The sequence below is a fragment of the Agrobacterium vaccinii genome (assembly GCF_021310995.1).
GTDB lineage: Bacteria > Pseudomonadota > Alphaproteobacteria > Rhizobiales > Rhizobiaceae > Agrobacterium > Agrobacterium vaccinii.
The window spans coordinates 1,341,037-1,360,782 of record NZ_CP054151.1; the positions used below are offsets into that span (position 1 = coordinate 1,341,037).

Sequence of the window (19,746 nt, forward strand, 5' to 3'; positions counted from 1 at the left end):
GATCGGTTATCAGTGCAGACGCTTTGGCGGCATGCCTGGATCGTTCTGCTCCGGCTCAGTCATCGCGAACATCATCGAGCCATGCGAAGCCTCGGCTGGTACGAATGAAAGTTGGAGGCGAAGCAGAGCGGATCGTGCCTTTTCGGCATATTGCATGTTTGCCATATCGTCCGAATGATAGTTTTGCAAAGTCTCGAAAATGCCTGCCGCGTCTAGCCGCCTGCCTGCCGCCGTCATCGCGACCCCGCATTTGTAAAGGGCTTCATGATGGAAAGGCGCGCGCTGGATGACATCCTCGAATATGTTGACAGCACCCATATAGTCACGTTGCGCAAGTCGCGTGTCACCCAGTCGCAGCAGGGCGGGTAACGGGTTGGCGACCTTTCCGCTGATGGTGAGATAGGCCTGTGCCGCATCTTCCAGATTACCCTTTTCGAACATCAGATTGGCGAGGCCAAATTCGGCGCCGCTATGGTCGGGTGCTGCATCCAGGACCTGACGGAAAGCCACTTCAGCCTGCCCTTTGGCCCCCTTTTTATAGAGCTGCAAAGCCTGCTGATAGACAAAGCGGATCGATAGCGGATGAAGTTTGCCCTGAAGATTGTCTCCAGATCGGGTCTTGAACATTGTGGAGGTAATCGGTTGGTCTTGACCGCCCAGCACGTATTTATAGGGCTCGTCCCCGCGCAGGAAGTCATAGGTCTTGAAACCCAGTGCAATGGCGCGGCGAATACAATAGCCATGGAGGACGACACCGGGTGCGGGACGCGCCCAGCTTTCATCACGGCCCGTAATGTAAAACAGGATCGCGCTCTTCTGCCGGTCAATGATGTGGGCGAATGCACCTAGCGGTCGCTCTTCATACCACAGGACTGGCACCTCCAGCGTTCCATCGTTGAAACAGTCCATCAGCATTTCGCGTGTGGCGGAAATCAGTGTCTCTGCTCGCTCCGCGCCTTTGGATGGCGCCCATTTTATGCGCCATAGATCGAACAGTGCCGTCAGGTCCCGCTCTATGGTCTCAGGTGTGGATATGGTGATGCGATAGCGTGCGTCGCCTTCCACTTTCCGGAGGGACTTCACCATTTCCCGGCTCTGGCTGCGCATCGATGTGTTGAGATACTCGTCAAAACTGGACGGCAACGTCAGGGCCGGACAGACGCTATTGTTGATGTTGTTCACGATCGCCGGTGCGCTGTCGCGAAACATCACGAGAGGCCCTTGCAACGCGCGTATCATCGCTTCACGGCGGGCAGGTGGCCCGCACAGATTGTCCAGTTTCAAATGGGTCCAGCGCTGTTCTTTAAGGAAAGCGCAAAAGCCAGCGATGGCATGGTCTTGGTACTCGGGCAGGGTAATGAAGCCGGTGTAGTCGGCGGCGGAGTTTCCGGCCATGATGATGTCATCGAAAAACCGGCCGGTCTTCTTGTCCTGAAGGGTCACGACACGCAGCGGAAAGAACGCCACGTAGGGCGCACCCTCCCCCTTTTCCCGCAGTGCCAGAACGAACCATCGACCGCGCCGCTTGAGATAGGCCCTCAGCCATATCCAGGACTGAAAATGCGTGGCATGGGGGTCGGCTCCATAGACCGCATCCCAGTTCCGCCGAAGGGCGTCGAATCTGCCCCCGGTATCGATGACGTCAATGCGCATGGTCCCCTCCCAACGACGATGTACCTAAGCTTGGGAGGCTTCATTCTATTCGGAAATGTCAGGCGTCAAATATGCCGTTCGGGTGAGGGTGGGGCATCAATTCGGGCTATGAGGCTCGCAAAAACGCGACAGGCCTGCGCCGGGATCACCGGGCAGGCCTGTCGTTAGTAGGTGGATTGCAGATTTACTCTGCTGGCTGCGGTGTGGTTGTCGGTGCGACTTCACCGATAACCGGCACTTCCTCGCCGCTGAGAACGCGGGCAAGCTGCGCCTCGTCGAGTTCGCCTTCCCAGCGGGCAACGACGATGGTCGCAACCGCATTGCCGACGAAGTTCGTCAGCGCGCGGCATTCCGACATGAAGCGGTCGATGCCGAGGATCAACGCCATGCCTGCAACCGGGACCGATGGTACGACCGACAGCGTGGCAGCGAGGGTGATGAAGCCTGCACCGGTGATGCCCGCTGCACCCTTGGAGCTCAACATCGCTACGAGCAGCAGGAGGATCTGCTCACCGAAGGACAGGTGGATACCCGTTGCCTGCGCGATGAAGAGAGCCGCCAGCGTCATGTAGATGTTGGTGCCATCGAGGTTGAAGGAATAGCCGGTTGGAATGACGAGACCGACGACGGAGCGTTTGCAGCCCGCCTTTTCCATCTTGCTCATCAGGCCGGGAAGGGCTGCTTCGGACGACGATGTGCCGAGAACCAGCAGGAGCTCTTCCTTGATGTAGCGGATCAGCGCGAAGATGGAGAAGCCGTTGTAGCGGCAGACTGCACCGAGCACGACGACGACGAACAGGATCGACGTGAAGTAGAACGTGCCGATCAGCATCGCAAGGTTGGTGACGGACGATATGCCGTATTTACCGATGGTGAACGCCATGGCACCGAAGGCGCCGATAGGTGCAGCCTTCATCAGGATCGCGACGAGCTTGAAGATGGGGTACATCAGCGCGTGCATGAAATCGACGACGGGCTTGCCACGATCGCCCACGATGCCGAGCGAAATACCGAACAGGACCGAGAAGAACAGGACCTGAAGAATGTCACCATCCGCAAACGCGCCGACGATTGTCGTCGGGATGATGTTCATCAGGAAGCCGGTGATCGACTGTTCATGGGCCTTTGCTGCGTAGGTCGCGACGGCAGAACCATCCAGCGTGGCCGGATCGATGTTCATACCAGCGCCCGGCTGGACGACATTGGCAACGATGAGGCCGATGATGAGGGCGAGCGTCGAGAATGTCAGGAAGTAGATCATTGCCTTACCGGCAACGCGACCCACCTTCTTCATGTCGTTCATGCCGGCGATGCCGGTTGCGACGGTCAGGAAGATGACGGGGGCGATGATCATCTTGACCAGACGAATAAAGCCATCGCCCAGAGGCTTCAGCTGTTCGCCAAGCTGCGGGTTGAAATGGCCGAGCGCAATACCGGCGATAATCGCAACGATGACCTGAAAATACAGGTGGCGGTAAAATGGCAATTTGACGTGGCTTGATGCCACGGCGGTGCTATCAATCATTTTTGTTCCTCCTCGGTCATAACCCTGCCTGCTGGCCTCCCGGGTCTGCCGTTCGTGGTTCACGGCCAATGACCGTTCGTTGACGCTTCTTGCAAAGACCGTGCCAAAAACTTGATTGAAATTATAAAGTGTTGAAAAAAAATGATTTTAAATACACTGGCAACAATACAATACTGGCCTGTGCGGATTTCCGCGCGTGATATCTTGCATTCTGTGCGGAAATCCACACATTAAGGTCGAGATATAGAGAAGATATATGAATGCTCGTTTTGAAAATTCGCGGTTCCGTTGGATTGCGTTCGGCGCGATGTGGCTCATCATCGCCTTCGGCGCGTTCGTGGCTGCGGATAAGTTCGGGCGCATTCAGGCGACGAAGACGCTGCTTGCCACCGCCAGCACGGATGGGGAGCTGAAAACGGCGCTTTTGAATGTCGCCTTGGAGCGTCCACGTGTTCTGCCGCTGGTGCTGTCGCGAGACAGGGATATGATCGAAGCGCTGGAGAATGGCGGCGCGACGATCGAGCAGCTAGACCGCAAGCTGGAGGATCTGATCGAGGGTACGCAGGCATCGGTCATCTACCTCACCAATCTCGATGGCGTTACCATCGCCTCCAGCAACTGGCGAACCCCGGAAAGCTTCGTCGGCTCCAACTATGCGTTTCGGGACTACTTCAAACGCGCGCTGGATACAGGCCGGGCGGAGCATTACGCGCTGGGCAATGTCAGCCGAAAGCCTGGGCTTTACATTTCACGCCGTGTGGATGGACCCGATGGCAAAGCGCTGGGTGTCGTCATTGCTAAGGTGGAGTTCAGCCGTCTGGAAGCCGACTGGAACATTGGTGGCCGCCCAGTCTACATCGTCGATAATAACGGCGTGGTGCTGATGACCAGCATACCCGAATGGCGGTTCAAGACGGTGGCGCCGATTGCCGAGGCGCGCCGCAAGTCGATTGCGGAAAGCCTGCAATTCGGCGACGAGCAATTGTCGCTGATGCCGGTCACGACGTTGTCCTCGCCGGGACCGCAGGTGGCGATGGTCAATGTCGAAGCGCCACGGTCTTTACGGGGTGAGTATCTGCGGCTTGAACTGCCGGTGCCGACGACCGAATGGAAGCTGCATTATCTTCAGCCGGTGGACCCGACGGTCAATGCTGCGGTCCGCGAAAGCCGCATCATTGCCGCCGCCAGCCTGATGCCGCTTCTGGCAATTTCTGCGATCTGGCTGCGGCGCAGGCAAAAGGCAGCGGAGGCACGGGCCGCTGCCGAGCAGGACAGGGCAGAGCTGGAACGGCGCGTTCAGGAACGGACCATCGATCTGACCATGGCTCGCGACCGGCTTCAGGCGGAAATTGTGCGGCACGAGCAGACCGCCGAGGAGCTGCAAAGCGTTCAGCACGAGTTGGTCAAAGCCAACCGACTGTCAATTCTGGGGCAAGTGGCGGCGGGCGTGGCGCATGAGATCAACCAGCCGGTGGCCACAATTCGCGCCTTCGCCGATAATGCCCGAGTATTTCTCAAGCGGGATCGCAAACAGGATGCCGATGAGAACCTCGAGAGCATTGCGTCGCTGACGGAACGGATTGGTGTCATCACCAGTGATTTGAAGATACTGGCGCGTAAGGGCCGCACCGCCGCCGAGCCCGTCAGCATTCGCCTCGTCATAGAGGGCGCTGTAGTGCTGTTGCGAAGCCGATTTGCCGGACGCATGGATGCGCTGGATATCAAGCTGCCGGAGGAGACTGTTCTGGTGTCGGGCAGCCGCATTCGGCTGGAACAGATCGTCATCAACCTTCTGCAAAACGCGCTCGAGGCTGTGGAGGACGTTGAGCAGGGGCGTGTCGAGGTACAGACGCAGGTGGTGGGCGATGAGGTGGTGTTGACGATTTCCGACAACGGCCCCGGCATTGCGCAGGATATCCACGAACAGCTGTTTTCCCCCTTCAACACCTCCAAGGAGGGCGGGCTGGGGCTGGGTCTCGTCATATCGCGCGATATCGCCTCGGACTATGGTGGCCGTATCGGAGTCGAAACGGGTGACGGCGGAACGTGTTTTTCTGTTTATTTGAAACGGGCTTGAGATGACGATGAGCGGAACGGTCTATCTGGTCGATGATGACTCGCAACTGCGCAAGGCCATGCGCCAGACACTGGAACTGCATGGCATCCAAGTCACGCCGTTTCCAAAGGCGGAACTGGCGCTGGAGGCTCTGTCCAAAAACTTCGACGGTGTCGTGATCTCGGATGTGCGTATGCCCGGCATGGATGGCCTTCAGTTTTTCGAACGACTGCGCCAGATCGATCCCGATCTGCCGGTCATTCTCATCACCGGCCACGGCGATGTGCCGATGGCGGTGGCCGCGCTGCATGACGGTGCCTATGATTTCATTTCCAAACCCTTCCCTGCCGAACGCATGGTGGAAAGCGCGCGACGGGCGCTGGAAAAACGTCGTCTCATCATGGAAAACCGCGCCCTGAAACTGGCGGCGGTGCAGGCTGAGGACGACCTTCCGCTAATCGGCCAGACACCGGCGATGGAGCGCCTGCGCAACACCCTGCGCCATATCGCCGATACCGATGTCGACGTGCTGGTGGCAGGCGAGACCGGCAGCGGCAAGGAAGTGGTGGCAACGGCTCTTCACAATTGGAGCAAACGCCGCGCCAAGGGCAATTTCGTCGCGCTGAATTGCGGGGCCCTGCCGGAGACGGTGATCGAAAGCGAGCTCTTTGGCCATGAAGCCGGTGCTTTTACCGGTGCGCAGAAGAAACGCATTGGTCGCATCGAACATTCCAGCGGCGGAACGCTGTTTCTCGATGAAATCGAAAGCATGCCGCCCGCAGTGCAGGTGCGAATGCTGCGGGTTCTTGAGATGCGACAAGTATCTCCTGTCGGCTCGAATGAAGAGCGGCCCGTGGACATTCGCGTGGTAGCTGCCGCAAAGGTGGACCTCGGTGATCCACAGCAGCGCGGTGACTTTCGCGATGACCTATATTATCGGCTGAACGTCGTGACTTTATCCATTCCGCCGTTGCGGGAACGACGGGCGGATATTCCGCTGCTGTTTTCGCACTTCGTCAAGAAGGCCTCCGCCCGCTTCGGCATGCCGGTGCCGTCGATTACCTCCACCGTGTCGCGCCACCTGAATGATCACGATTGGCCGGGCAATGTCCGAGAGCTTGGGCATTTTGCCGAAAGGGTTGTGCTGGGACTGGAAGCGACCTCAGAACCGGCTGTCGCGCCAGTCGCGCCGCGCGATGTCTCCGGCACGCTGGCGGAAAGAATGGATCGCGAGGAAGAAAATATCATCCGGGAAGTGCTGGAAAAGCACGAAGGCGATGTTTCCGGAACGATTGCCGCGTTGGGCATCGCCCGCAAGACATTCTACGACAAGCTTCAACGCCACAACATCAGCCGCACCGACTATGTTCAGAAAGGTGCGTAGAGTAATGCCTCCTCAACGCCTGTCGGGCGATGAGGAGGCGATGCCGTTGCGCGATCAGCCTGCCACGCAGAAGTGGTTCTGGCCATCGTAACCCATGTAAGTTCCGGTGCGCGAATTGAAGCTGCCGTAGCGCTGCGAGCAATAGTCGTACCAGGCATTCGTCCATGGCTCGATGGTGCGATATGTTGAGCGAGGCTGGTAGGCCGGGCGGGTGTCGTAAACCGGCTGGGCGCGGTAGACAGGCTGCGCACGATAGACCGGGCGAGGTGCCTGACGGTAGTAATAGTTATCGTCGGGCTCGCTGTATGTGTAGCTTGGCTGATAGGTCTGGTACTGACGCACCGGAGGCTCGTCATAGACGCGCTCATCCGAGTAGCGCGGCTGTGAAAGTGCCGAACCGACTGCCACACCGGCAGCAAGGCCAAGGACGCCACCCAGAAGAGCCGCGTCGCGGTCATGGCGGCGCCACTCGTCGGCTGATGCCGAATTGAGAGGGGCAAGGACTGTTGCGGAGACTGCAAGAGCCAGAAGTGTTTTTGCTGCGAAGGAAGCCATTTTCTTTTTCCATCCAGAAGGCGGCGGGCTGCCAGTTGTTATCTGATGGTTAAGAATTAGCTCTGGCTGGCTGAATGCGGGCTGAATGAATTAAGGCATCACCGTGACGGCATGAAAAGGGCAGAGCGCCCGTCAGCCAGTTATGATCGCTTCAGGTGCAAATGGCGCCATCATGCCGAGATAGGGTTTGTGGACGGGCGATGCGTAGGCGCCGCGCTTTGCCGTCTTGAGCCCCAGCGTTACCAGCCCCTCAGCATGCTTTACCGCCGCAGAAACGCCGTCCACCACGGGCACGCCGAATTCTTCGGAGAGCTTTGCAGCAAGGTCTGCCATACCAGCACAGCCCAGCACGATTGCGTCGGCTCTGTCGTTACGGATCGCAGCGTCTATTTCAAAACGCAGCCGTTCCAGCGCATCCGAATTGGGGTCTTCCAACGAAAGCACCGGAATATCCGCGGCCCGGACCTTGGCGCGATGGCCCATGCCGTAGCGATGGACGAGATGCTCCAGCGGCAGGCGGGAGCGTTCCATGGTGGTCACGACGGTGAACTTCTGCGCGATGAAAGAGGCCGTCGCCACAGCCGCCTCGCAGATGCCGATCACCGGAATATGCGCAAGCGCCCGTGCGGCATCCAGCCCCGTATCATCGAAACAGGCGATGATGGCCGCCTGCGCACCCTCCCGCTCACCCTTGGCGATTTCGGCCAGCAAACCGGGAACGGCGAAGACCTCGTCATAATAGCCTTCGATGGAAACCGGGCCCATTTGCGATGTGGTGGCGATGATGTCAGTGCCGTGGGCCGCAACGCTTCTTGCTGCTATGGCCACGGTTGCTGTCATGGATGCGGTGGTGTTGGGATTGACGATGAGAATGCGCATGATGGCTTGTTCAGACTTTCAACTGGCGTCTGTTCAGATAAACGATGAGACCGAGGGTCGCCGCAATGACCAGCAGCGAGAAGAATGTGGTGACCGCACCCAGCGCGTAGAGAACCGGCGTGGTGACGTTGGTCGTCATGCCGTAGATTTCCAGCGGCAGGGTATTGTAGGTGCCAGCGGTCATCAGCGTGCGGGCAAACTCATCATAGGACAGCGTAAAGCCGAACAGGCCGATGCCGATCAGGCTCGGCGCTATCATCGGCAGGACGACTTCGCGAAATGTCTGCCATGACGTTGCACCCAGATCACGCGCGGCTTCCTCGTAGGATGGCGAAAAGCGGTTGAAGACGGCAAGCATGATCAGCACGCCGAAGGGCAGCGTCCATGTCAGATGTGCCCCGAAGGCAGATGAGTACCACGAGGGCTCCAGCCCGAGTTGCTGAAACAAAACGCCGATGCCTAGAGAGATGATGATCGATGGCACCACTAGGCTGGCGACGGACAGATAAAACAGCGGTGTCGCGCCAACGAATTTGCGGCGAAACGCCAAGCCGGCCAGAAGAGAGACCAGCACGGTCGAGAGCATAACCATGATGCCCAGAGCAAAAGAGCGGCGGAACGAGCCACCGAAATCTCCGACCGCCTGCTGCTCGAACAGATTGCCGAACCAGTGCAGCGACACGCCGTTCAGCGGAAAGGTCAGGCCGCCATTCGGCCCCTGAAAGGCGAGGATGAGAATGGCCGAGAGCGGGCCGTAAAGAAACAGCACGAACAGCGCGAAGAAGAACGCCAGAATATAGAACTCGCGACCGCGTTTTTCAGAGTGCATGTCAAAGCTCCTTCCTGATATCGACGACGCGTAATATGCCAGCGACCATCAGCAGCACGAGTGCCAGCAGGATCACGGCATTGGCAGCGGCAGCAGGATATTGCAGCAACGACATCTGGTTCTTCATCATCAGCGCGACCGACGCGCTTTGCCCGCCGGACATGACCTGAACCGTCGAGAAGTCCGCCATGACAAGGGTGACGACGAAGATGGTGCCGATGGCAATTCCCGGTTTGGCGAGCGGAATGATGACGTTCCAGAGTATCTGCCAGCTCGTTGCGCCTGCGTCCCGTGCGGCCTCTACCAGCGATTTATCGATACGCATCAGCGTGTTGAAAATCGGCGTGACCATGAACAGCGTATAGAGATGCACCATGGCCAGCACCACGGCGAAATCGGAATAGAGCAGCCACTCCACCGGGGCCGGTACGATGCCCATATTGACCAGCGCGCTGTTCACCAACCCGTTTCGACCGAGCACCGGTATCCATGAAATCATGCGGATGATGTTGGAGGTCAGAAACGGCACGGTGCAGATGAGGAACAGCACCATTTGCATTGTGGTGGTGCGAATGTGGAATGCCAGAAAATAAGCAACCCAGAAGCCGCAAAACAGCGTGATGGCCCAGACGATGGCTGCGAACTTCAGCGTGTTGGCATAGGTCTGCCACGTCATCCATGATCCCAGCGTTTCCCCGTAATTGAAGGTCACAAAGCCGGGATACATCTGGGCAAAGTCGTAATCCCAGAAACTGACGATGGCGATCATCAGGATCGGCAGGGCCAGAAAGAAACCGAGGATAAGCGCAAGCGGCGCTGCCTGCAGATAGGCGACGAGTTTCGGGGCAAGCGCAAAGCTGCGGCTTTTCTTGTCCGTCTTTTCACTGACGCCGATCAGTCTCACTGTGACCATGGCCCGTCTCCTCGCTTTACTGGGAAAGGATGCGCGGAGATAAATCCGCGCATCCCGTTGTCGTCTTGAGGTGATCAGGCTGCGATGAACTCGTTCCAGCGGCGGACCATGTAGCGGTCTTCGTCCATCACGGAGTTCCAGCAGGCGACCTTGCCCATGCGCTCCTGGAAGGAGCCGCCATCGCGTACCGCACCGGCCTTTTCCATGATCTTGCCATCGGGAGCGATGATGTCGCCCTGCGCGGCCTTGCCCTCGACCCAGTAGCCCCACTCGTCCGCAGTCATGTGTTCCTTGGCCGTATCCATGGCGGCAGAGTAGTAACCCTGACGGTTGAGGTACGCGCCGACCCAGCCGGAGGTGTACCAGTTGATATATTCATAGGCAGCATCCAGCTTTGCGCCTGACAGGTGCTTGGCAAGGCCGAGACCACCGCCCCATGAACGGTAACCTTCCTTCAGCGGCTGGTATTTGCAGGCGATGCCCTTGGAACGCACGGCGGCGACGGCAGGCGACCACATGGACTGGATGACGACTTCGCCGGATGCCATGAGGTTGACGCTCTCGTCGAAGCTCTTCCAGAAGGCGCGGAACTGGCCGTCCTTTTTGGCCTTGATCAGGAAGTCGATCGTCTTGTCGATCTCCTCCTTGGTCATGTTGCCCTTGTCGGCATATTTGACGTTGCCCATGGCTTCCATGATCATTGCAGCATCCATTATGCCAATGGACGGAATGTTGAGGATCGATGCCTTGCCCTTGAACGCGGGGTCCATGATATCGGCCCAGCTGGTGATCTCACGTCCGACGAGGTCCGGGCGAATGCCGAGCGTATCGGCGTTGTAGATCGTCGGGACCATGGTGAAATAGTCTGTTTCGCCCTTGGCGAATTTCTTGTCGCCCGGCTTTTCCACGAAACCAACGGTGTGCGGTGCCGTACCCTGAGCAATGACGCTGTCAGGCGTCAGCTTGCCGTTTTTGAACAGCGGTACGATCTTGTCGTAATATTTCAGCTTCTTGATTTCCATCGGCTGGATCACGCCTGCCGGATAGACCTTCTTGAGAATCCAGTATTCGATGTCGGCGATGTCGTAGGAGTTCGGCTGGGTTACGGCGCGCTGTGCAGCGGCATCCGAATCCGTTGCCGTCATTTCCAGCGTGATGCCGAGGTCCGCCTTGCACTTTTCAGCGATCGCGTTGAGGTTCGATACGCCGGTGCCAAACTGACGCAGTGTAATCGGGTTCTGTGCCCAGATGGTCGGGAAGCCGGTGATGAGGCCGGAGCCGATGGCGGCACCGGTTGCTGCCGCGCCTGCCTTGAGAAGGCCACGACGGGACAGACCTTTTTTAATGCTGGATCGAGTGGTCATGAAAATTCTCCTCTGGTTGGTTTTTGTGGTTATTTTTCTATCCGTCCGAGCACGATGGCATCGGCCGCATTCCATGAAAGCGGTATGGCCTCCCCGACCTTGACGGGTTTCTCGAAGAAGGCGACATCGCTTAAAGTCACGTTGAAGTCCTCGAAACCGGCACCCGCGACGACGATCTTCACGCTGGCGCCATGATATTCGACGTTGGAGACGATGCCGGTGAAGCCAAGACCAGACACATCCGTTTCGCCAACACGAACGCGGTCCGTTCTGATGGCGATATCGACCGGGCCGCTATCCGGGGCATTGCCCGTGGCTATGAACGATCCGCCACCCGTGACATCCATCGTCAGGGTGTCGCCCACCGTCTCTCTGACGCGACCGGAAATGACGTTGTGGTTGCCCATGAAGCGGGCAACGAAGCCGGTCGCGGGTCGCTCGAACACCTCGCGCGGGGTTGCTGCTTGCTCGATGCGACCGTCATTCATGATGACGATGATATCGGCCAGCGCCATCGCCTCTTCCTGGCTGTGGGTGACGTGTACAAAGGTAATGCCGAGCGATGTTTGCAGCTTCTTGAGCTCCGCCCGCATGCGAATTTTGAGAAATGGATCGAGAGCCGAGAGCGGCTCATCGAGGAGTAGCGCCTCAGGATCGGTGATCAGCGCCCGTGCCAGCGCCACACGCTGCTGCTGGCCACCGGAAAGCTGGGCCGGTTTGCGATCGGCATAGGGGTCGAGCTGCATCAGTTGCAGCATTTCCATCGCCTTTGCGCGCCGCGCCTCCTTGTCGACCCCCTTCATCTTGAGGCTGAAAGCGACGTTGTCGATGAGGTCAAGATGGGGGAACAGCGCATAGGACTGGAACATCATCGCCGTGCCGCGCTTGGCGGGTGGAAAATCCGTGACCACCGTATTGCCTAGTCTGACATCACCGCTCGAGATGGTCTCATGCCCGGCAATCATGCGCAAAGTCGAGGTCTTACCGCAGCCGGAGGGGCCGAGCAGGCAGCAATAGCTACCCGCAGGAATTTTAAGGCTGATCGCATGCACAGCCGTCGTCGTGCCGTAGACTTTCGAAACGGAAGCGATGTCGATTTCGGCGGCTTTGCTCATGCGGGTTCCCCTGACTGTCCGCATATTCTCTGCATACGCCGTGCCAGTTCGATGAGCGCCCGATAAGCTCATAAAATTAAAGGATATTTTGTCCGGCTGGAAAAAAGAAGAAGTTGACGGCTGTCTGTTGTGCCCAAAAAATATGCGATTGTTTTCGATGTTGCATAAGGATTGTATTCAATCCGACGCCTACCGTGCAGACGTTTTTTGTTTTCAGTTTTGCTGCTTCGATGTAAAAGGCAAGGGGAATACGGATGCTGCCATGACCATTGCCCATATCACGCCCGAACTGGATGCCTCGCAGGAAGACCGTGCCCAGGCTATTCGCGATACGTTGCGAGATGCAATCGTGGACAGGCGGCTTACCCCCGGTACAAAACTGTCCGAGGCGGAAGTCGGCACGTTGTTCGATGTCAGTCGTACCGTCGTGCGCGCCGCCTTGCAGATGCTGGCCTTCGAAGGACTGGTCAAAACAGAGCGCAACCGCGGCGCTTTCGTTTCAAACCCCACGCCGGAAGAGGCGCGGCAGGTTTTTTCGTCGCGCAGGTTGATCGAACCGGGGATCGTCAATGCCGCCATCGAGCGCCTGACGCCTGCAATTATTGCTGACATCCGTGCGCATCTGGAAGAAGAAACCCGCCACCAGCACGCGCGAGGCCCCAGCGCCAGACGGGCGGAAATCAAGGCGTCGGGAGATTTCCACCTGATGCTGGCATCGGTCGCGGGCAACGCCATTCTCGAAAAATTCATGGCGGAACTGGTCGCCCGCTCGTCGCTCGTCATCGCGCTCTATGGTCGCTCGGGTGTTTCAAGCTGCGGACATGGTGACCACGCCTCCATACTTGATGCTTTGGAGGCGGGTGATGTTGAGAAGGCGAGAACGTTGATGCTGCACCACATCGATCACATCGAAGCCGATCTCGATCTGCGCAACAAGGAGGGCCTTGCCCTCAAGGACGCCCTCTCTCTTTAGGTAGCTTTGGTCAGGCGCAAGCTGTGCGACTGACGGCATTCTTATGCTGCGTAACGGCTGATTGCCAAATCTGCCGTCTCGATTTCGGGCGCTTTGCCGCTAATGAGGTCGGCCAGAACCCGCGCAGAGCCGCAGGCCATCGTCCAGCCCAACGTACCGTGGCCTGTGTTGAGGTACAGATTGCTGTAGCGGGTCGCGCCGATGACGGGCGTTCCATCCGGCGTCATCGGGCGCAGGCCGCTCCAGAATTTCGCCTGGGTCTGGTCACCCGCACCACCGAAAAGGTCTTCGATGGAGTGTGTCAGCGTTGCCTGACGTTTTGCAGGCAAATCCTTGCTGAAACCGGCAATTTCTGCCATGCCGCCCACGCGGATACGGTCACCTAGACGCGTCATGGCAATCTTGTGCGCCTCATCCATGACGGTCGAAACAGGCGCGCGCGCGGCATCCATGATGGGAACGGTAATCGAATAGCCCTTGACCGGGTAGACCGGCAGATCGATACCGAGGCGCTTGAGGAATTGCGGCGTATAGCTGCCCATCGCGCCGATGAAAACATCCGCCTCGATGGTGCCCTTTGTGGTTTCCACGGCCGTGACGCGACTGCCTTCGGTGATAGGGCGGGTGATGGCAGTATCGTACATGAACGTGACACCGGCCTGCTCCGCAAGCTTGGAAAGTTCGGTCGTGAACATGAAGCAATCGCCGGTTTCATCGCCCGGCAGGCGAAGGCCGCCGACGATCTTGTCTCGCGATCCCGAAAGGCCGGGCTCGACGGCCACGCAGCCATCTCTATCCAGAATTTCGTAGGGCACGCCACCAGCCTTCAGCACGGCCACATCCTTACCGATACCATCGAACTGTTTCTGGGTGCGGAAGACTTCCAGCGTTCCCTGCGTGCGCTGATCGTACTGGATGCCTGTTTCCTCGCGCAGCGCCATCAGGCAGTCGCGACTATATTCAGCAACCCGCACCATGCGGCTCTTGTTGATGGCATAGCGCGATGAGGTGCAATTGCGCAGCATCTGGCCGATCCATTTCAGCGCGGCGGGGTCCAGCGTCGGGCGAATAATCAGCGGCGAGTGTTCCATGAACAGCCATTTCACGGCCTTCATGGGAATGCCGGGGGCCGCCCATGGTGAGGAATAACCGGGCGATACTTCACCGGCATTGGCAAAGCTGGTTTCCAGCGCCGCCGCAGGCTGGCGATCGATCACGGTTACGGAATGACCGGCTTTTGCCAGATACCAGGCGGACGTTACGCCGACGACACCGGCTCCGAGAATTACGATATTCATCTGCGTCTCACTCGTCTGCGTTTGTTGCGTGGCCGGTTGCGGCGGGCATATCTGGCTGAATGTAGGTACGTCGGTAGCGGTGGCCGAGGCCTGTCAGAATTTCATAGGCAATTGTACCCGCATCTTCGGCTATGTCTTCAATTGACTGATCCGGGCCGATCAATTGAACGAAGCTGCCATGGGTTAAAGTTCCCTCCGGCAGCGCTGAAATATCGATGCTGATACTGTCCATGGACACGCGACCTGCAATCGGCAGGCGCACCCCATTGAAATAGGCGGCACCGCTGTTGCTCAACGAGCGCGGCAGGCCATCGGCGTAACCGGCGGCGAGTGTCGCCAGCCGCGTTTCGCCCGTCGTACGTAGAGAGCCGCCGTACCCCACCAATGTCCCGGCAGGTACCGTACGCGTCTGCACGACAGCAACATCCAGCCGCACCACCGGCTTCATCGGGTTTGGCCGTACCGAGGAAGGCGCGCCGCCATAGAGCGCGATGCCCGGACGCATGACGGCATTGTGGTAATCCGCGCCCAGAAAGATGCCGCCTGAATTGGCAAAGCAAACGGGTGCATCGGGAAACATCTGAATGGCCCTACGCATCACGCTCAACTGGTCCGCATTGGCTGCGTGTTCAGGCTCATCCGCACAGGCCAGATGGCTCATGACGAAGGTGATATCGATGCCATCCAGTAGGTGTGGCGATGTTCTCAGCGTTTCGAGTTCTTGCGGCGCCATGCCGAGGCGTGACATGCCGGTGTCGATCTGAAGCGCCGCGGGCAGGGACTTGCTCAGCGTTGCCGCATGCGCAGCCCATTGCGCAAGCTGCTCCAGCGAGTTGATGACCGGTGTGATGTTCATGGCTGCGCAGGATGTCTCATTGCCCGGCTGCAAACCGTTCAGCACGAAGAGGGCGGCATCGCCCGGAATCCGCAACCGCAGTGCAAGTGCTTCATCGATATGCGCCACGAAGAAATGGCGGCAACCTGCGTCATACAGAACGGGGGCCACGACATCCGCGCCAAGGCCATAGGCGTTGGCTTTGACCACGGCACTGGTCACGGCTCCGGGCGCCCTAGCTTTGAGACTGAGGTAATTGTCTCGCAGAGCACCGAGGTCAATTTTCAGATAACCGCTGGCACCGCCGCTCGCCTTCTGGCGATTGATCGTCATGTCCATCGTCGTTCCCTTGTTATTTTCCAACAAGACTATTGCAACGATCATCGAATTTTCGCAGTTTAGGCCATCGAATATTCCAGAAATTTCGATTTCACGCAATTTTCTACGATAAAACGGAATGATTTTATGTCGGCTTTAGACGCTACCGATCGTCATATCATTCGTGTGCTTCGCCTCAATGCCCGCATCAGCAATGCCAAGCTTGCGGCAGAGGTGGGCCTGTCGCCGTCCGCATGCTTGCGGCGGGTCGACATTCTGGAGCGAGAAGGCGTTATCAGGGGCTATACGGCGCTGACAGGAAGCATGGCGGGCGGCGAAGTTATCTCCGTCATCGTGCAGATCACGCTCGACCGGCAGACCGAGGATTTTCTCAACCGCTTCGAAAGCGCCGTGCGTCGATACCCGGAAATCCGCGAGTGCTATCTGATGACTGGCGGTTCGGATTATTTCCTGCGGGTCGAGGTAGAAACAGCAGGCGATTTCGAACGTGTCCATAAGGATATACTATCGAAATTGCCCGGTGTTTCGCGCATCCATTCCAGCTTTGCCATTCGTAATGCGCTGGCAAGCCCCAAGCCACGGGGGTGAGTGATCAAGCGCTCCACCACCGATAAAAATGATGGACGGGTCCATGCCCGTGGCCGACACGCAGGTCTCGGCCAGCAGCCAGCGCGCCTTGCAAATACTCCTTCGCCAAACCGATAGAATCTGCCAGCGAGACGCCGAGCGCCAGATGTGCCGTGATGGCGGAGGCTAGCGTGCAACCGGTGCCGTGATCATTGTCCGTCTCGATGCGCGGCATGGAAAATGTGTGGACAGTCTCGCCATCCAGCAGGATATCCGTGCTTTCAGCCCCGCTGCCGTGACCGCCCTTGATCAGCACCGCCCGCACTCCGGTGCGAAGAATGGCTTCCGCCTGACGGATTATCTCCTGCCTGTCCGTTGCGACCGGACTTGCGCTCAGTAGTGCCGCCTCCGGCAGATTGGGGGTTGCCAGCAGCGCGAGAGGAAGCAGGCGCAAGCGCAAGGTTTCAATCGCATCTTCCTGCAACAGCCGGTCGCCCGATGTCGCCACCATCACTGGGTCCAGCACAATGGGCGTGGGTTGGTTTGCAAGATGGGTGGCGATGGTCTCGATGGTTTCGATACGCGAGACCATGCCGATCTTGACGGCATTGATATCGAGATCGGAAAATACAGCCTTCATCTGCGCGGTGATCATACCCGCCGAGATGTCTTCCACAGCGGTCACGCCTTTGGTGTTCTGCGCGGTGATCGCGGTCAGCACGCTGGCGCCGTAGACCCCGAGGGCTGAAAATGTCTTGAGGTCGGCTTGAATGCCCGCACCGCCGCCGCTGTCGGAACCGGCGATCGTCAAAGCAATGGATGTCATCGGCGCAACTCCAGTGCGGCATCGATTTCGTCACGAAAAGACTTTGTGGTCATTGTAATATCGGGGGTGCGGAACAGCGCCGAAATTACCGCGACGCCATCTGCGCCAGCGGCGATGACGGGCCGCACCCGTTCCAGTGTGATACCTGCGATGGCACCGACCGCCATTTCGGGTCGCGCCTGTCTGAGATAGCTGCGCAACTGCCTGAGACCATCCAGCCCCACCGGTGCATCCGGGTTCACTTTGGAGATCGTTTCGAAAACACCACCGATGCAAGCGTAATCAGCGGGTGCCTGCGCCGCACGTTCGGCATCCGCGAGGCTCTTCACCGTGAGTCCGATAATCGCATCCGCTCCAAGCAAGCGCCTTGCCGTTTCGGCATCCATATCATCAGCACCCAGATGAACGCCATCGGCCCCCGATGCCAGCGCCACATCGACGCGATCATTGATGACGAGCGGAACGCCTGTCGGCTTCAAGGCATCTAGGATGCGCTTGGCCTGCTCTATCATCGCGCGGGTTGTAGCCTGTTTGTCGCGATACTGGATAATGGTTGCCCCGTTGCGGGCCGCTATAGCCGCGAGATCCGGCAGCGGCGCAATGTCGGTCAACGAAGCATCCACAAGGGCGTTCAGCCGGTAGTCAACGGTCATCATGTTCAATCCTTGCATGGGCGATAATGTCTGCTGTGTCGATGGCGTTGAGCGCATCGAGAAAGGTGGCCTCGAAGGTGCCGGGCCCGCGCGCGTGTTCGGCGGCCAGTTGGGCCGATACGCCGGTGACTGTCAGCGCCGCCGTGGCCGCCAACATCGCATTGGGCTCTACCGCCATGAAGGCTGCAATCACCCCGCCAGACAGGCACCCGGTGCCCGTAACCTTTGCCATCCACGGGTGGCCGTTCCTGATCGTTACCACGCGTGTAGTCTCGGCAAGCAGGTCTTGCGGACCTGTCTGAATGCGAAGGGCACTGCCGACATCGCCGATGACATCCATTTCCGCAGCGTTTCCACGCACGATCGTGGGCTTGAGTGCGATGAGTTCGCGCGCGAAATCCAGTCGGGAGGGCGAGTAATCGCAATGCACCGGGTCGATGATCCAAGGCTTGCTTGTGGCATTCGCCACCTTGACCGCCGTCCGAATAACGTCACGGCGGGCAGCGTCCAGTGTTCCCAGATTGATGGTGAGAGCACCAACCTTGGCCACGAAGCTCTCGATTTCCTCCTGCGATGACGTCATGGAGGGGACCGCGCCAACGGCGGTGATACCGTCTGCGGTAAACTTCTGCACGACGGTATTCATCAGGCAGTGAACCCGTGGCCTTTGTTCGCGCACCCGTGACAGAACGTCTGCCACCGCTTGCGCCGTCGGAAATTTCGCCATCGGTATCGCACTCCAGATATGACATCACGGAGATCCGGTTATGACGAAGAAAAGAAAAGCATGGCCAAGGGGCGACTGTTCCGTTCCTACGCCGGCATGACCCGGATCAGGTTCAAGGGTCCGGCTCAGCGCCATCTCAGCATCGTCAGATGCTCCCCTCGGAATGTCTGGAAAGTGTCGTTTTTTGCGCCCGCTGTCAATGGGCGGGTGAGGGGCGGAAAACGTTGTTTCCGCCCGTCGATATATGGATCAGACGATCTGGACGACGACTTTTTCGCGTGCGGATTTCAGCGCCGCATCGGCGAGTTTCAGCGCGATCAAGCCGTCATGGGCCGATGGTGATGGCGCCACGTTGTTTTCGATGGCGTCGATGAAAGCCTTGATTTCTGCGGCATAGGCTTCCGTGTAGCGTGTCATGAAGAAATCATGCAGCGGCGGGCGCGTATAGCCGTCCTTGGTCGCGATTTCGATGGAAACCGGGCGCTGGTTTTCGGCAGCGACGGAGCCGAGCGATCCGTGCACTTCGATACGCTGATCGTAACCATAGGTCGCGCGGCGCGAGTTGGAAATGATAGCCTGGCGTCCGCTGGCAGTGGTCAGAATGATGCTGGCGCTGTCGAAGTCGCCCAGTTCGCCGATCTTCGGATCGACCAGCACGGACCCTGTCGCGAACACACTGACAATGTCTTCTCCCAGCAGGAAGCGGGCGATGTCGAAATCATGGATGGTCATGTCGCGGAAAATGCCGCCGGAGACCTTGATGTATTCGGGTGGCGGTGCGCCGGGATCGCGGCTGGTGATCGTCACCATCTCGACCTTGCCGATCTGGCCATCATCGATGGCCTTGCGCACGGCGCGGAAATGCGGATCGAAACGGCGGTTGAAACCGAGCATGATCTTCGCATCGGTTTCCTTGACCACCTCGATGCAGGCGGCAGCGCGGGCGACATCCAGATCGATAGGCTTCTCGCAGAAGATCGCCTTGCCAGCGCGCGCGAACTGCTCGATCAGATCGGCATGCGTATTGGTCGGTGTGCAGATGATGACGGCGTCGATCTCTGCATCTGCCAACACGGCATCGATGGTGCTGATTTTGCAGCCGGTCTCATCAGCAATCGCCTGAGCTGCGTCCTGAAAGGCATCGACAACGGCAACCAGTTTGGCGCGTTTGTCGGCGGCAATCGCCTTGGCATGCACTTTTCCGATGCGACCCGCACCCAGCAAAGCCAATCTCGTAACCATCGTTTTCCTCCCG

General features: G+C 58.5%; 18 protein-coding genes and 1 riboswitch. Of the genes, 4 read left to right on the forward strand and 14 right to left on the reverse strand.

Translation table 11 applies throughout. The features are described 5' to 3' along the window. Positions 1-9: 9 nt before the first annotated feature. Together HRR99_RS21290 and HRR99_RS21295 are read right to left on the reverse strand one after the other, a co-directional pair. On the reverse strand, positions 10-1,653 hold the full coding sequence (locus HRR99_RS21290) for a GNAT family N-acetyltransferase (protein WP_233124782.1): 1,644 nt from the start codon (positions 1,651-1,653) through the stop codon (positions 10-12). A gap of 184 nt (positions 1,654-1,837) precedes the next feature. After that, complete coding sequence (locus tag HRR99_RS21295) at positions 1,838-3,178, reverse strand: dicarboxylate/amino acid:cation symporter (RefSeq protein WP_111841768.1); 1,341 nt, start codon at positions 3,176-3,178, stop codon at positions 1,838-1,840. Positions 3,179-3,434: 256 nt separating this feature from the next. Here HRR99_RS21295 and HRR99_RS21300 point away from each other — a divergent pair, with 256 nt between their 5' ends. Both HRR99_RS21300 and HRR99_RS21305 read left to right on the forward strand, forming a co-directional pair. Continuing rightward, on the forward strand, positions 3,435-5,255 hold the full coding sequence (locus tag HRR99_RS21300) for a sensor histidine kinase (RefSeq protein WP_233124783.1): 1,821 nt from the start codon (positions 3,435-3,437) through the stop codon (positions 5,253-5,255). A gap of 1 nt (position 5,256) precedes the next feature. Then, entirely contained in the window at positions 5,257-6,618 is a 1,362-nt protein-coding gene (locus HRR99_RS21305) for a sigma-54-dependent transcriptional regulator (RefSeq protein ID WP_233124784.1), read from the forward strand. Positions 6,619-6,672: 54 nt separating this feature from the next. Here the strand turns inward: HRR99_RS21305 and HRR99_RS21310 are convergent, their stop codons facing one another. The 6 genes from HRR99_RS21310 to HRR99_RS21335 form a co-directional block, all read right to left on the reverse strand. Next, complete coding sequence (locus HRR99_RS21310; protein ID WP_233124785.1) at positions 6,673-7,173, reverse strand: BA14K family protein; 501 nt, start codon at positions 7,171-7,173, stop codon at positions 6,673-6,675. 132 nt (positions 7,174-7,305) lie between these two features. After that, on the reverse strand, positions 7,306-8,052 hold the full coding sequence (locus HRR99_RS21315; RefSeq protein WP_233124786.1) for an aspartate/glutamate racemase family protein: 747 nt from the start codon (positions 8,050-8,052) through the stop codon (positions 7,306-7,308). A gap of 10 nt (positions 8,053-8,062) precedes the next feature. Continuing rightward, on the reverse strand, positions 8,063-8,881 hold the full coding sequence (locus HRR99_RS21320) for an ABC transporter permease (RefSeq protein ID WP_233124787.1): 819 nt from the start codon (positions 8,879-8,881) through the stop codon (positions 8,063-8,065). Position 8,882: 1 nt separating this feature from the next. Next, on the reverse strand, positions 8,883-9,794 hold the full coding sequence (locus tag HRR99_RS21325) for an ABC transporter permease (protein ID WP_233124788.1): 912 nt from the start codon (positions 9,792-9,794) through the stop codon (positions 8,883-8,885). A 74-nt stretch (positions 9,795-9,868) separates the two neighbouring features. Then, positions 9,869-11,158: an ABC transporter substrate-binding protein gene (locus tag HRR99_RS21330; RefSeq protein WP_233124789.1), complete on the reverse strand. Its 1,290-nt coding sequence runs from the start codon at positions 11,156-11,158 to the stop codon at positions 9,869-9,871. 29 nt (positions 11,159-11,187) lie between these two features. Then, entirely contained in the window at positions 11,188-12,273 is a 1,086-nt protein-coding gene (locus HRR99_RS21335) for an ABC transporter ATP-binding protein (protein ID WP_233124790.1), read from the reverse strand. A 262-nt stretch (positions 12,274-12,535) separates the two neighbouring features. Here HRR99_RS21335 and HRR99_RS21340 point away from each other — a divergent pair, with 262 nt between their 5' ends. Then, positions 12,536-13,246, forward strand: coding sequence for a GntR family transcriptional regulator (locus HRR99_RS21340; RefSeq protein ID WP_233124791.1), 711 nt, complete (start codon positions 12,536-12,538; stop codon positions 13,244-13,246). A 41-nt stretch (positions 13,247-13,287) separates the two neighbouring features. On the opposite strand, the gene HRR99_RS21345 is transcribed toward HRR99_RS21340, so the two are convergent. Together HRR99_RS21345 and alr are read right to left on the reverse strand one after the other, a co-directional pair. After that, positions 13,288-14,544 (reverse strand): D-amino acid dehydrogenase, encoded by a 1,257-nt coding sequence (locus HRR99_RS21345; protein WP_233124792.1) that lies wholly within the window; start codon positions 14,542-14,544, stop codon positions 13,288-13,290. Between the two features lie 7 nt (positions 14,545-14,551). Next, positions 14,552-15,718: an alanine racemase gene (alr, locus tag HRR99_RS21350; protein WP_233124793.1), complete on the reverse strand. Its 1,167-nt coding sequence runs from the start codon at positions 15,716-15,718 to the stop codon at positions 14,552-14,554. Between the two features lie 126 nt (positions 15,719-15,844). On the opposite strand from alr, the gene HRR99_RS21355 reads away from it, so the two are divergent. After that, positions 15,845-16,306 carry an Lrp/AsnC family transcriptional regulator gene (locus HRR99_RS21355; RefSeq protein ID WP_233124794.1) on the forward strand — a complete coding sequence of 154 codons (462 nt, stop codon included), beginning with the start codon at positions 15,845-15,847 and terminating at the stop codon, positions 16,304-16,306. A 4-nt stretch (positions 16,307-16,310) separates the two neighbouring features. Here HRR99_RS21355 and thiD read toward each other — a convergent pair whose 3' ends face one another. The 4 genes from thiD to iolG all read right to left on the reverse strand — a co-directional run bounded on the left by thiD (position 16,311) and on the right by iolG (position 19,733). Continuing rightward, positions 16,311-17,111 (reverse strand): bifunctional hydroxymethylpyrimidine kinase/phosphomethylpyrimidine kinase, encoded by an 801-nt coding sequence (gene thiD, locus HRR99_RS21360; RefSeq protein WP_233124795.1) that lies wholly within the window; start codon positions 17,109-17,111, stop codon positions 16,311-16,313. Beyond that, positions 17,108-17,767: a thiamine phosphate synthase gene (gene thiE / locus HRR99_RS21365; protein ID WP_233124796.1), complete on the reverse strand. Its 660-nt coding sequence runs from the start codon at positions 17,765-17,767 to the stop codon at positions 17,108-17,110. Before thiE ends, thiD begins: the two co-directional genes overlap by 4 nt. After that, positions 17,754-18,491 (reverse strand): hydroxyethylthiazole kinase, encoded by a 738-nt coding sequence (locus HRR99_RS21370; protein ID WP_233124797.1) that lies wholly within the window; start codon positions 18,489-18,491, stop codon positions 17,754-17,756. The genes thiE and HRR99_RS21370 overlap by 14 nt, the downstream gene beginning before the upstream one ends. 66 nt (positions 18,492-18,557) lie before the next feature. After that, positions 18,558-18,660, reverse strand: a riboswitch (TPP riboswitch). Positions 18,661-18,740: 80 nt separating this feature from the next. Next, positions 18,741-19,733 carry an inositol 2-dehydrogenase gene (iolG, locus tag HRR99_RS21375; RefSeq protein WP_233124798.1) on the reverse strand — a complete coding sequence of 331 codons (993 nt, stop codon included), beginning with the start codon at positions 19,731-19,733 and terminating at the stop codon, positions 18,741-18,743. Between the last annotated feature and the right edge of the window lie 13 nt (positions 19,734-19,746).

What these genes read in the sequence shown, in the direction of transcription:
- HRR99_RS21315 (WP_233124786.1), bottom strand. Translation starts at nt 8,052, where the DNA reads ATGCGCATTCTCATCGTCAATCCCAACACCACCGCATCCATGACAGCA.
- alr (WP_233124793.1), bottom strand. Translation starts at nt 15,718, where the DNA reads ATGGACATGACGATCAATCGCCAGAAGGCGAGCGGCGGTGCCAGCGGT.
- HRR99_RS21320 (WP_233124787.1), bottom strand. Translation starts at nt 8,881, where the DNA reads ATGCACTCTGAAAAACGCGGTCGCGAGTTCTATATTCTGGCGTTCTTC.
- thiE (WP_233124796.1), bottom strand. Translation starts at nt 17,767, where the DNA reads ATGATGACCGTTGACTACCGGCTGAACGCCCTTGTGGATGCTTCGTTG.
- HRR99_RS21290 (WP_233124782.1), bottom strand. Translation starts at nt 1,653, where the DNA reads ATGCGCATTGACGTCATCGATACCGGGGGCAGATTCGACGCCCTTCGG.
- HRR99_RS21310 (WP_233124785.1), bottom strand. Translation starts at nt 7,173, where the DNA reads ATGGCTTCCTTCGCAGCAAAAACACTTCTGGCTCTTGCAGTCTCCGCA.
- HRR99_RS21300 (WP_233124783.1), top strand. Translation starts at nt 3,435, where the DNA reads ATGAATGCTCGTTTTGAAAATTCGCGGTTCCGTTGGATTGCGTTCGGC.
- HRR99_RS21305 (WP_233124784.1), top strand. Translation starts at nt 5,257, where the DNA reads ATGACGATGAGCGGAACGGTCTATCTGGTCGATGATGACTCGCAACTG.
- HRR99_RS21330 (WP_233124789.1), bottom strand. Translation starts at nt 11,158, where the DNA reads ATGACCACTCGATCCAGCATTAAAAAAGGTCTGTCCCGTCGTGGCCTT.
- HRR99_RS21345 (WP_233124792.1), bottom strand. Translation starts at nt 14,544, where the DNA reads ATGAATATCGTAATTCTCGGAGCCGGTGTCGTCGGCGTAACGTCCGCC.
- HRR99_RS21355 (WP_233124794.1), top strand. Translation starts at nt 15,845, where the DNA reads ATGTCGGCTTTAGACGCTACCGATCGTCATATCATTCGTGTGCTTCGC.
- HRR99_RS21340 (WP_233124791.1), top strand. Translation starts at nt 12,536, where the DNA reads ATGACCATTGCCCATATCACGCCCGAACTGGATGCCTCGCAGGAAGAC.
- HRR99_RS21295 (WP_111841768.1), bottom strand. Translation starts at nt 3,178, where the DNA reads ATGATTGATAGCACCGCCGTGGCATCAAGCCACGTCAAATTGCCATTT.
- HRR99_RS21370 (WP_233124797.1), bottom strand. Translation starts at nt 18,491, where the DNA reads ATGGCGAAATTTCCGACGGCGCAAGCGGTGGCAGACGTTCTGTCACGG.
- HRR99_RS21325 (WP_233124788.1), bottom strand. Translation starts at nt 9,794, where the DNA reads ATGGTCACAGTGAGACTGATCGGCGTCAGTGAAAAGACGGACAAGAAA.
- thiD (WP_233124795.1), bottom strand. Translation starts at nt 17,111, where the DNA reads ATGACATCCATTGCTTTGACGATCGCCGGTTCCGACAGCGGCGGCGGT.
- HRR99_RS21335 (WP_233124790.1), bottom strand. Translation starts at nt 12,273, where the DNA reads ATGAGCAAAGCCGCCGAAATCGACATCGCTTCCGTTTCGAAAGTCTAC.
- iolG (WP_233124798.1), bottom strand. Translation starts at nt 19,733, where the DNA reads ATGGTTACGAGATTGGCTTTGCTGGGTGCGGGTCGCATCGGAAAAGTG.